Consider the following 12584-nt stretch of genomic DNA (forward strand, 5'->3'; position numbering starts at 1 on the left):
TCGTCATGCCCCAAAGCGGTCGACCGCTGGGCGCGCGCATGCCAAGAAGCGCGTTGTCCGGCATGGTCCTCGTCCTGACGCTGGCCCTCTCGGGCGGCGTCGCCCAAGCAGTCACACCTCAGGCGGAGGCTGCCGGCCTCCCGGGGTTCTCCAGGAACCCTGACCCCGTAAAGGGCAAGCACGCCGGGAAGGCCAAGCCCCTGCCCGCGGACGCCGCCAGGAAGGCCGCGGTCAAGACCTTGGGCGAGGTCTCCTGGCCTGCTCGAGCCAGTGCCGAAGTCACGTTGTCCGCCGCCTCCGGCTGGGCGAAGGCAGCCGACGGCCGTACGGTGAAGGCCCCCGCCCAGCAGGCGGCCAAGACCCGCATCGGCGGACTGCCCGTCACCGTCGCACCCACGACTACGAAGAACCGCGCGGCCGCGGGGCAGCACACACCGCCGGCCACCGCTCCCGCCAAGGTGAGGATCACCTCCCTCGGCCGGGACAAGGCGGCCCCCTGGGGCGGAGCCGCCCTTCTCACCGTCGCGCGCGCCGACGCCGGAACCAGCGCCGCACCGGTGCGGTTGTCCCTCGATTACTCCGCCTTCGCCGACGGTGCCGGCGGCGCCTACGGGTCCCGGCTCACCCTGGTCCAGCTGCCCGCCTGCGTCCTGACGGCGGCACCCGGCAGCAAGGACTGTACGGCCGCCCCGAAGACCCTCGCCGCCGTCAACGACACCCAAACCCGCACGGTCAGCGCCGATGTCACCGCCACCTCGGCGAACGCCCCCACGACCGTCGTGTACGCGCTGACGCCCACGGCCTCCTCCGCGAAGGGCAACTTCAAGGCCACGCAGCTCGCACCCTCCGCCAGCTGGTCGGTCAACAACTCCTCGGGCGGCTTCTCCTGGTCGTATCCGCTGCGCACCGTGCCGACCCCCGGCGACATCGCGCCCAACATCGAGCTCGGCTACTCGTCCCAGTCCGCCGACGGCCGCACCGCCGCCACCAACAACCAGGGATCCTGGATCGGCGAAGGATTCGGCTACGAGCCGGACTACATCGAGCGCTCCTACAAACCCTGCTCCGACGACGGCCACACCGGATCCGGCGAGCAGTGCTGGGCGTACGACAACGCCACCGTCATGCTCAACGGCCAGTCGTCCACGCTCGTCAAGAGCGACAAGGACGGCAGCTGGTACTTCGCCAACGACAACGGCGCCAAGATCCAGAAGCTGAACGGTTCGACCTACGCCACCGGCAACGGTGACAACGACGGCGAGTACTGGAAGATCACCACGACGGACGGTACGGAGTACTACTTCGGCCTGAACCGGCTCCCCGGCTGGACGACGGGCAAGGAGGAGACCCAGTCCACCTGGACGGCACCCGTCTTCGGTGACGACTCGGGCGAGCCCTGCTACAACGCCACCTTCGCGAGCGCCCACTGCAAGCAGGCTTGGCGATGGAACCTCGACTACGTCAAGGACCGGCACGGCGACGTCAGGTCGTACTTCTACACGCCGGAGACCAACCACTACGCCCTGAACGGCAAGACGGACGTCAACGGCACCGCGTACCACCGCGCCGGCTTCGTCAAGCGCATCGACTACGGTCAGCGCGACAACGCCGTCTACTCCACCAAGGCTCCGGCGCGCGTCGTCTTCACCACCGTCGAGCGCTGCCTTCCGGACGCGACGTTCGACTGCGCCCCGGCCAAGTTCACGACGGCCAACGCGGCACGATGGCTCGATACCCCGGTCGACCGGCACTGCGCCGCCAACACCAAGTGCACCCTGGCACAGAGCACCCAAACCTTCTGGACGACCAAGCGGCTCACCGGAATCACCACGCAGATGAGTACCAGCGCGGTCGCCGGTGAGTACGACGACATCGACTCCTGGAAGTTCACCCACCTCTTCACGGACAACGGTGACGCCACCAAGTCCCTCTGGCTGTCCCAGATCGACCACGAGGGCCGGGCCGGCAGCGGCACCGCCCCGCTGCCGTCCGTGACGTTCGGTGGCGAGCCCAAGATGAACCGGGTCGACAGCGACACCGACAACACCGACCCGTTCTACCGCTTCCGCCTCACCACCGTGACCAGCGAGACCGGCGCGCAGCTAGACATCACCTACGCGCCCCGCGAGTGCACGCCGACCACGCTGCCGCAGCCCGGGTCCTCGACCAAGCGCTGCTACCCGGTCATCTGGACCCCGCCGGGCGCGGCCGACGCCAAGACGGACTGGTTCCACAAGTACGTCGTCGAGCAGATCACCGACACCGACCGCACGGGCGGCAGCGACGACCTCGTCACCCGCTACGCCTACGCGGGCCCCGCCGGCTGGCGGTACGCCGAGCCCAACGGCATCACCGACCCGAAATACCTGACCTGGAGCCAGTGGCAGGGCTACGGAAAGGTCACCGTCACCGGTGGCAACGGCCAGACCATGAGGTCCCGCACCGACTACACCTATCTCCAGGGCCTCGACGGCGACAAGCTCCCCGGGACCACCACGAGCACCCGTGTCGAAAAGGTGAAGGACTCCACCGGCGTCGAGTACACCGGCAGCAAGGAGTTCACCGGCGTCGAGATCGAGGAGCAGGCCTACGACCTGGCCGTCGGCGGCAAGGCGGTCTCCAAGACGATCACCGAGCCGTGGAAGACGGAGACCGCGACCCAGACGAAGACCTGGGCCACGACCAAGGCCACCGTCGTCGCTCCGGGCGCGACCCGCGTCTACCACCTGCAGTCCGACAACACCTGGACCCAGACCAAGTCCGTACCGACCTACGACACCACCGTCCCCGGCACCCGCCTGAAGCACACCGACGACTTCGGCGACGTCACGACCACCGATGACGACAAGTGCGTCCGGCCCTCGTACGCCGACGTCCCGGCCCAGCACGTCTATGACCAGGTCTCCCGCAAGGAGACCGTCACCGTCCACTGCGGCGTCACCCCGGACCGCAGGACGCAGGTCGTCAGTGACGAGAAGACGACGTACAACACCGCCGGTGACGTCATCAAGAGCGAGCGGCTGACCGCCCACGACGGGACCACTCCGACCTACCAAGTCACCAGCACCACCGAGGTCGACGGCTTCGGCCGTCCGACGCTGGTCAAGGACGCAGACCTCAAGCCGACCAGGACCACTTACACCGACACCAACGGCCTGCTGACCAGGACCACGGTCACCAACGCGCTGGGTCACGTCACCGTCACCGACTACGCCCCCGCCTGGGGCGCGGCCAGCGGCGTCACCGACCCCAACAAGAAGCGCACCGATCTGGCGTACGACGCGCTCGGCCGGCTCATCTCGGTCTGGCACGCCAACCGGGCCAAGACCTCCACCCCGAGCGTCAAGTACTCCTACAACGTCCACCGTGACAAGCCGGTCGCGGTCAAGACGGAAACGCTGCGGAACGACGGATCGTACGAGGCCACCTACCAGCTCTACGACAGCCTGCTGCGTCCACGGCAGACGCAGAGCCCGGGCGCCGGCGGCACCAGCCTCGTCAGCGACACCTGGTACGACGGCACGGGGAAGACGAAGAAGTCCAACGCCACCTACAACGCGGCGCAGGCGCCGTCGGACGAGCTGATCCTCGTCGCCGACGGGCTGACCGGTTCACAGACCCGCTACGAGTACGACGGCCTCGGCCGCACCACCGCCGAGATCTCCCTCGTCGCCGGCGTCGAGCAGTGGCGCACGACCACCGCCTACGACGGCACTGCGGTGCACGTAGACCCGCCGGTCGGCGGTGTACCCACGACGACCATCAACGACATCCACGGGCGGGTCAAGGAGCTTCGCCACTACCGCACCACGTCGCCGGAGCCGGTCGGCCCCGGCACCCAGTACGACACCATCAGGTACACATACACCAAGCGCGGCCAGCTGGAGTCCGTCACCGACTCCCAGAACAACACCTGGCGCTACGGCTACGACCAGCTCGGGCGCAAGACCTCCGTCCAGGACCCGGACGCGGGCACCACGACCACCGAGTACGACAACCTCGACCGGCCCAAGTGGACCCTGGACGCACGTGAGAAGAAGATCTCCATCACCTATGACGCCCTCGGCCGCGAGACCGGCACCTGGGAGGGCGACGCGGGGACCGGCACAAGGCTGACCGAGAACCTGTACGACAACACGGGCTACCTGGGCCAGCCCTGGGCTTCCATCCGGTACGTCAACGGCGTCGAGGCCTACTCCACCTATGTCCAGACCCGTGACGCGCTCTACCGGCCCGAGCGGACCGACTACTACGTCGCCGCAGGCGTCGACAGCAAGCTCCAGGGGACGTACTCCTTCACCACCATGTACGGCCTCGACGGCAACGTCACCAGCACGGCCATGCCGGCGGCGGGCAAGCTGCCTGTCGAGACGTTCGCCTACACGTACGACGAGCTGCGCCGGCCCGACACGATGAGCTCGACGTCCGGCTACGTCAAGGACACCCTGTACACCCCCACGGGGCAGCTCAAGGGCCTGGTCCTGTCGAATGGCAATGGCCGCACGGTCCAGCAGTCCTTCACGTACGAGAAGGGCACCGACCGGCTGATCGGCTCGACCGTCGACATCGAGGGCGTCACCGGCCCGGCGAAGGCCACCGCCTACTCCTACGACCAGTCCGGCAACGTCATGTCCATCACGGACACCGCCGAGGCCGTCGCCGACGTACAGTGCTTCGCCTACGACGCCGGGCAGCGCCTCGCCGAGGCGTGGACTCCGGCGGCCACCGGCGACGCGGCGACCGGCTCCGGCACGGTCGGCAGTACGCAGGACGGCAAGGCCCCCGCGGCCTGTGCCGCTGCGCCCGGCGCCAACCCGCTCGGCGGCCCGGCCTCGTACTGGAAGTCCTACGTCACCGACTCCATCGGCAACCGGACCAAGGACGTCACGCACGACCCGGGTCTCGACGCGTCGAAGGACACCACCCGCACCTTCACCTACGGAGAGGAGGCCGCCGGCCCGCACGCCGTCACCAAGGTCACCGAGACCGGCCCCGCCGGCCCGCGGACGTCCACGTACCACTACGACGAGAGCGGCAACACGGACACCCGCACCTTCGGCACGGACACCCAGAAGGTGGAGTGGAACGCCGAGGGCAAGCCGGCCAAGATCACCGAACCGGGCGGCGGAGTGTCCACCTTCCTCTACGACGCAGACGGCAACCGCGTCGTGCGTCAGGACCTCTCGGGCACCACGCTCTACCTCCCCGGCATGGAACTGAAGCTCCCGGCCGGCGGTACCGCCGTCGAAGGCACCCGCTACTACTCCTTCGCCGGCCAGACGATCGCGGTCCGCCAGGACGACGGCGACCTGTACTTCCAGGGTGCCGACCATCAGGGCACCGGTCTCGTCGTCATCGCCGCCGCGACCGGCCTCGTCACCCGCCGTCGCCTCGACCCCTACGGCAACGCCCGCAGTGCGTCGACCGGTACCTGGCCGAGCGACCAGGGCTTCGTCGGCGGCACGGTCGACACCCAGTCGGGCCTGACCCACGTCGGAGCCCGTGAGTACGACCCGTCTCTGGGCAAGTTCATCTCGGTCGACCCGATCATGGACCCCCAGGACCCGGCTCAGATGAACGCCTACAGCTACGCCCACAACTCTCCGGTCACCAAGTCCGACCCGACGGGCCTCCGCCCGGACGGCCCGGTGGGCGGCAACGGCGTCGCGGACTACTACTGGGCCAAGGAACGGGGCATGACCACCGGCTACTACACCAAGAAGAACGGCTCCTACGACTGGCATCAGACGGCCCGCACGGACGCGGACTCCCAGCGCAAGTACAGGGCATACCGGGCGAACCCGCGGCATTACAAGGTCTACCACTACGACGCGAAGCAGGTGGAGGCGGCGAGGAAGGCCGCGGACAAGCGCGCGGCGGAGCGGCGGGCCGCGGAGGCGGCGCGGAAGAGCCAGGCGGAGGACAAAGGGTGGTTCCATGACACCTTCGCCACCTGGGACGGGTGGAAGAACCGGGTGCTTCCGGTTGTCGGCTTCGGTATTTGTGTGATCGCTTCAGCCGGTGCCTGCATCGCTGCTGGTGCTGTCATCGCGGTTGGCAAGTTCGGAGTGGACTACGCACTCACCGGTGAAGCGGATGTTGCTGCCCTTGGGAAGGACTTGGCCTGGACTGCCGTTGGAGGAGGCGTAGCCGCCGGGGTAGGACGGTCGGTTGGCGGTGCGGCGACATGGGCTGAAGCGTACGGCGCCAACGCCATTTCGAGAGTCCCACAGGCAATCAAGACGAAGGTCCCTGGAGTGCGCGGGGTCGGCGGCAGCCCGAAGTCATGGACGACGGTAAACAATCCGAAGGGGGCCATCGATTGGGGCGCAACCTACGGAAACATGGGGCTCAACGCCGCTTTCAATACCGCCTTCTGCGGTGCGAGTAACGCAAGTCTCGGATCCTATGCCGGAGGTTGCTAGGGTCGTGTGACAGCGGTGGTCATGAGGCAGTGGGCTTCGTGGCCACCTGCAACGCCGAACGATGGGGGTGCAATGGGCGTGGAACGCCCCGTAACTCTGCAACGAAAATCCTTCCGGATTCTCTCGCTCGTCATTCCTTCCGTCATTCTTCTCTTCATTCTGTGGGTAGCGCTCGGATCGAAACGGGAGATCGACGGTGATGCACTTGCGGTGATGGCAGCCGGCTTCGCCTTGATTTCCTTGGTGCGACGCATCTGGTGTTCCCGGGTTGTCATGACCTCGAATGGGATTCAAGTTGTCAATCCACTGATTACCCATTCCATCCCGGTAGGAGTTGCTGCTCGTGCTGAGCGAACGCAGGGTGGAACATTGGTCATCGTGACCACCAGTGGCGAGGAAGTCAGGTCGGTGGGCTTCGGCGGCTCGCTGATCGACAGCTTCGTTGGATCTGCCGAGCGCGGCGCCCAACGTGTCGAAGCACACATTCGATCAGGAAGACGTTCCTCGAAGATCGACGTGTTGTCCAAGCGCATCACGACGGACGTGGTTTCCGATGTCTGCCTTCTCGCATCCTTGGTCTGCGCGGTGACGGCAGCGGCCGTCGGCGTGTGACGACAAGATGAAAGGGATCGGCTTAACGGAGTGGGATGCGCACCCGCTCAGGTCGGGCTGCTTCTGACCCCTCACACCCACCCCCTCCGAGCCGCTTCCGCCCCCGCGCGGAAGCGGCTCGTCGCGCCCAGGGCCGACATCAGTTCGCCCACCCGGCGGCTGTAGGTGCGCGGGGACATGCCCAGGCGGGCGGCGGCGGTCTCGTCGGTGAGGCCGGCGAGGAGGGCCTCGAGGACCGGGCGGAGTTGTGGGGGGAGGTCGGGGGAGGGGGGCGTGAGGCCGGCCAGCTCCTGGCTGGTGTCCCAGGCGGCGTGGTGGGCGCGGACCAGGGCCTCGACCACGACCGGGTCGCGGATGAGCAGGAGGCCGTTGTAGTGGAGCCGCAGGTCGAGGGGGACCGCCGCGACCGTGCGGTCGACGACGATCATCTTGAACGGGATGGACTCGGCGACCCGCGCCCGCCCCGGCACCCGCACCGCGTCCGCCACATGCGGAACGGCGTGACGCGGCACGATGCGACGCACCTCGCTCGCCCGCTCCACCGCCGCCCGCATGCACGCTCCTGCCAGCTCCAGGAACGGCTCGGGAATCGCATGCGACACGGAGGCGGCCGGATCGTCGAAGGTCAGCAACTCGTGCCGGGCCGAGGCGGCGAGCCCCGCGAGCGCGGCGCTGACCCGCCGCGTGCCCCGCACGGGGCGCCCGGGCGGACGCTGAAGCTCCGGCCCGGCCCGGCCCATCGCCGAACGGGCCAGCATCACGGAGCCCGCAGTCTCTGCCACCGGTGACCACCCCCGCCCGAACGATGTGCCACTCCATGTACGCATGCGAACGCATACGGTGACAACCCCTGTTGACAAGGATGGCGAGTCCCTGCCACCACGGCATGCCGTCGCCGCCGTTGCCGCATTGAGATCGTTCCGCAACCCCTTCGTCTGCTCCTTCCGGGGCTCCCGGACGTCACATTCACAAGTGCCATGCCTCTACGGGGAGATGCTCATGAAGCGAAGGATCGGCGCGGGACTGCTCGCCGGCGTCCTGCTGCTCACCGGCTGCGCCGGCTCCGGCAGCCACACCAGTACGAGCGCCGACCGCGCCGCGCCCGACCGCGCCGCGCCCGACCGCGCCGCGCCCCCCGCCTCCGGCCGCCTCGAAGGCCCCCGGCGCGCCCGAGGCCCCCGACCGGCTGTCCACCTTCGCCCTCGACGTCGACACCGCCTCCTACGGCTACGCCCGCCGCGCCCTCGCCGAGGGCCGGCTGCCCGACCCGGCGGACGTACGGCCCGAGGAGTTCGTCAACAGCTTCAAGCCGGACTACCCGAGGCCGAAGGACGACGGCTTCAGCGTCACCGTCGACGGCGCCCGCTCGGACGCCGCCGGCTGGTCGCTGGTGCGGATCGGGCTCGCGACCCGGCCGAGCGACGGCGAACGCCCGCCCGCCGCCCTCACGTTCGTCGTCGACGTCTCCGGGTCGATGGCCGAGCCGGGCAGGCTCGACCTCGTCAAGGAGTCGCTCGGGCTGCTGGCCGACCGCCTCCGCGACGACGACTCGGTCGCCCTCGTCACCTTCAGCTCCGAGGCCGAGACCGTACTCCCCATGACCCGGGTCGGCGGCAACCGCGCGCGGGTCCACGACGTCGTCGACGCCCTCGCCACCAGCTCCTCCACCAACGTCGAGGCGGGCGTCCGCACCGGCTACGACGTCGCCGTCGAAGGACACCGCAAGGGCGCCACCAACCGGGTCGTGCTCCTCTCCGACGCCCTCGCCAACACCGGCGACACCGACGCCGAGGGCATCCTGGAGCGGATCGACAAGGAGCGCCGCGCGTACGGGATCACGCTCTTCGGCGTCGGCGTCGGCAGCGAGTACGGCGACGCCTTCATGGAGAAGCTCGCCGACAAGGGCGACGGGTCCACCACGTACGTCTCCACCCCCGGCCAGGCCCGCAAGGTCTTCGTCGACCAGCTGCCCGGCCACGTCGAGCTGCGCGCACGCGACGCCAAGGCACAGGTTGCCTTCGATCCGAGGACCGTGGAGAGCTTCCGGCTGATCGGCTACGAGAACCGTGAGGTCGCCGACGAGGACTTCCGCGACGACCGGGTCGACGGCGGCGAGATCGGCGCCGGGCACACGGTGACGGCGCTGTACGCGGTCAAGCTGCGGCCCGGCAGGAGCGGGCGGGTGGCCACCGCCACGGTCCGCTGGCTCGACCCGGCCACCCGTGCCCCGCACGAGCGTTCCGGTGCGGCGGACACCGCCGCGCTGACCGCCCCCATCTGGGGCGACGGCCACGACAGCCTCCAGCTGACGGCCATCGCGGCCTACTTCGCCGACCGGCTGCGCGGCGGTTCGGTGCCCGGCGCGCCCGCCCTGTCGAGCCTCGCCGCGCGGGCGGGCGCCCTCGCGGAGCGGGCGCGCTCCGCGTCCGTACAGGAGCTGGCGGAGGCGATCCGCCGGGCCGACGGGCTGGGCGGTTCCACCGACCCGTACGCCGGCTGATCGGCATCATGGTGCCCATGGCCGCCCTGCTGCTCGCTCTCGCCGTCGTCTCCACCGGGCTCTACGCCGGCTTCATGCTGATCTTCCGAACCGGTGTGATGCCGGCCCTGGCCCGGCTGTCGGACGAGGAGTTCGTCCGCGCCATGCGGCGGATCAACGAGTACGTGCCGAGGCCGCTGTTCCTGCTCGTCTTCCTCGGGGTCGCCGCCTTCCCGGCGGCGGCCCTGGCCGTGCCCGTGGACGGGCGGACCGGCCCGCAGACGTGGCTGGTCGCGGCCGGGCTGGTGTGCGCGGTGGCGAACCACCTCGTCACCCTGGGCGGCAACATCCCGCTCAACACGGCCCTCGCCGCCGCCGAGTCGACGGACGAGCCGCCGGCCGCCGTGCGGGCCGCCTTCGAGAAGCGCTGGAACGGTTTCCACCGCGTCCGCACGCTGCTGATCACGGCCTCCTTCGGTCTGCTGACCGCCTCGGCCGTCCTCCCCGCCTGACCGGGGCGGCCCGGGCCCGGCGGTCGTCCCGGGCCGGGTCCGGTGAGGTGCTCCCGTCGGGCCGCGCCTCCGGCGACGCGACCGTCGGGTCGGTTTTCCCGTCGCCCAGCGTGACATCGGCCGCCTTCCGGACGGGGCGTCAGGTCCCGCCCGGCGCCCGACCTGACGTTCTCGTGTGGGGGCGTGGTGTCAAAGCGCCAGGTCAGGGGAGTGTGGAGAGGGACGGCGAGATGCGCGGGTTCTCTGCGAACAAGGCTTCGGGTATCTTCCAGCTGCCGGAAAATAGGTACCCCTAGGTTTGTTTTCTGCCACCGGGATGCCGGTTCGGGCGATGAGAGGGACGTGACTCCCATGGCGAAGCAGGATCGGGCGATCCGCACCCGCAAGGCGATCCTGGAGGCGGCCGCCGCCGTCTTCGACGAGCGGGGCTACGAGGCGGCCAAGCTCTCCGACATCCTGGCGCTGGCCCAAGTGACCAAGGGCGCGCTGTACTTCCACTTCGACTCCAAGGAAGACCTCGCGCACGCGGTGATCGACGCCCAGGTGTCGGTCGTGCCCACGGCGCCGCCGCAGATCTCCAAGGTCCAGGAGTTCGTCGACGTCGGCATGGTGTTCGCGCACCGGCTGACCCGCGACCGGGTGCTGAGCGGCAGCGTGCGGCTGACCCTCGACCAGGGCGCCCACGACCTCAACCGCAGCGGCCCGTACCGGGAGTGGACCGAGATCAACCTGCGCCTGCTCAACGAGGCCAAGGACCGCGGCGAACTGCTGCCGCACGCGGACCCGGAGGAGGTGGCCCCCCTCGTCGTGGGGGCCTACGCGGGGCTGAACCTGATGACCCACGCCCTGGAGGGCGACCGGTCCTCGCTGGAGCGCTGGGCGTCGGCGCTCTACCACCACTTACTGCCCAGCATCGTCGTCCCGTCGGTGCTCACCATGCTCGACCTGGAGCCGGGCCGCGGTGCCCGGGCCCTCGGCCTCGGCGCGTCGGACGGCGTCACCCCGGAAGAGGTCGTTTCCTGACGGTGCCCACCGGCATCGCCCGCGACCCCTCCCGCGACCCCTCCCGCGACCCCACCCGCGCGCCCTCGAAGCCCCCCAACACCCCCACGACCTGCCCTCACCTCGGCCCTGGCCGCCGCACGGCGGCCCGCCGTCTCGCCCGGCCGGCCGAGGGCCCCCTGGAGTACGCGGGTCGGGCGGCGCATCATGGGAGCGCAAAAGAAACCGCCGTGCTGGTTTGTTGATGACCCTGGCCAGAAGGCACCCGCACCGCTGCCCGAAAACGACCCCCAAAGCATACCCGCGGGTCCAGTAACTGGATCACCGGGTACGTTTCGCCCCCTCCTCACGCTTCCTTGATGGTCGCAAACCGGGGTAAAGCGGGCAATATTTCCGTCCGCGAGGGTCAGTCTTTCCGTACCGCCCGGTTTCTTATTGACATGCACGGCGGTCTCTTTTCTAATCGTCGAGGGTCATCCCGTGCAGATGCTGAGGGGGCAAGGTGGACGTCCGGATCCTGGGGGGACTTTCGGTGCGCGAGAACGGGGTGTCGGTCACCCCGACCGCCGCCGCGCCGCGACAACTGCTCGCCCTGCTCGCCGCCGGTGCCGACCAGATCGTCCCGGTCTCCGTCCTCATGGAGGAGGTGTGGCCGTCCGGTGCGCCGCGCGGAGCGCGCGCCGAACTCCACTCCCACATCCTCGGCCTGCGGTCCTTGATCGCCACGGCCCTCCCCGGCGGCCGGGACGGCGGCAGGGACGGAGGGCGGAACGGGGACGGGCGCACCGCCGAGACCGTGCTCGCCGCCCAGTCCGGCGGCTACCGCCTCGACACCGGCGGCGGCTCCCACGACGTCTGGCAGTTCGAGCGCGCGGCCGGCGCCGGATACCGGGCCATGGAAGCGGGTGACCTGCCGCGCGCCGCGCTCCGCCTCGGCGAGGCCCTCGCCCTCTGGCGCGGCGAGCCGTACGCCGGTGTCGACGCCGGGCCACGGCTGCGTGCGGAGATCGAGCGCCTGGAGGCGTCCCGGCTCAGCGTCCTCGACCAGTGGGTGGAGGCCCAGTTGGGCCTCGGCCGGCACGCCGAGATGGTGCCCGAGCTCGCGGTGCTCGCCGCCCGGCACCCCGTCAACGAGTCGCTGCACGCCCAGTTCATGGTGGCCCTGCTGCGCTCCGGTCGCACCGACGACGCCCTGGAGGCGTTCCACAGACTCTGCGCGGCCCTCCAACGGGACGGAGGCCGCGAACCCTCGGCGCGGCTGCGCCGCCTCCACCGCACGCTCCTGACCGTCCGGGACACCGCCCGGCCCCGCGTGCCGGCCCAGGCCCATGCCTACGCCCAGGCCGCCGCCCCGGCCCACGCCCACGCCCTGCCCCCGGTCCACGCGCAGCCCCACCCCCAGACCCCGGCCTCCTGGTCGCGGACTCCCCGGCCCGTCCCCTCCTTCGCGGCCGCGTCGGCCTGAGCCGGCGGTGGCGCGGGCGGCAGGGGACGGAAAGGGCCGAAGGGGCGGTATGGAGAGGGAACGGCGATGACGGGAACGAAGTGGTCGAT

6 protein-coding genes and 1 pseudogene are annotated in these 12584 nt (G+C 69.9%); 6 read left to right on the plus strand and 1 reads right to left on the minus strand.

Translation table 11 applies throughout. The features are described 5' to 3' along the window. Positions 1 to 284: 284 nt before the first annotated feature. Positions 285 to 6425, plus strand: a complete 6141-nt coding sequence (locus tag ABD954_RS22405; protein WP_345488185.1) for an RHS repeat-associated core domain-containing protein — start codon at positions 285 to 287, stop codon at positions 6423 to 6425. 78 nt (positions 6426 to 6503) lie between these two features. Next, complete coding sequence (locus ABD954_RS22410) at positions 6504 to 7037, plus strand: hypothetical protein (RefSeq protein ID WP_345488186.1); 534 nt, start codon at positions 6504 to 6506, stop codon at positions 7035 to 7037. 71 nt (positions 7038 to 7108) lie between these two features. Here ABD954_RS22410 and ABD954_RS22415 read toward each other — a convergent pair whose 3' ends face one another. Next, positions 7109 to 7819 (minus strand): helix-turn-helix transcriptional regulator, encoded by a 711-nt coding sequence (locus tag ABD954_RS22415; protein WP_345488187.1) that lies wholly within the window; start codon positions 7817 to 7819, stop codon positions 7109 to 7111. 211 nt (positions 7820 to 8030) lie between these two features. On the opposite strand from ABD954_RS22415, the pseudogene ABD954_RS22420 reads away from it, so the two are divergent. The 4 genes and pseudogenes from ABD954_RS22420 (at position 8031) to ABD954_RS22435 (ending at position 12495) form a co-directional block, all read left to right on the plus strand. Further along, a pseudogene (locus ABD954_RS22420) lies at positions 8031 to 9537 on the plus strand (vWA domain-containing protein). A 17-nt stretch (positions 9538 to 9554) separates the two neighbouring features. Beyond that, positions 9555 to 10028, plus strand: a complete 474-nt coding sequence (locus ABD954_RS22425) for an anthrone oxygenase family protein (RefSeq protein ID WP_345488188.1) — start codon at positions 9555 to 9557, stop codon at positions 10026 to 10028. A gap of 351 nt (positions 10029 to 10379) precedes the next feature. Next, positions 10380 to 11051, plus strand: coding sequence for a ScbR family autoregulator-binding transcription factor (locus ABD954_RS22430; protein ID WP_345488189.1), 672 nt, complete (start codon positions 10380 to 10382; stop codon positions 11049 to 11051). A gap of 481 nt (positions 11052 to 11532) precedes the next feature. After that, positions 11533 to 12495: an AfsR/SARP family transcriptional regulator gene (locus tag ABD954_RS22435; protein WP_345488190.1), complete on the plus strand. Its 963-nt coding sequence runs from the start codon at positions 11533 to 11535 to the stop codon at positions 12493 to 12495. Positions 12496 to 12584: the final 89 nt, after the last annotated feature.

The sequence above is a fragment of the Streptomyces roseoviridis genome (genome assembly GCF_039535235.1).
Taxonomy (GTDB): domain Bacteria; phylum Actinomycetota; class Actinomycetes; order Streptomycetales; family Streptomycetaceae; genus Streptomyces; species Streptomyces roseoviridis.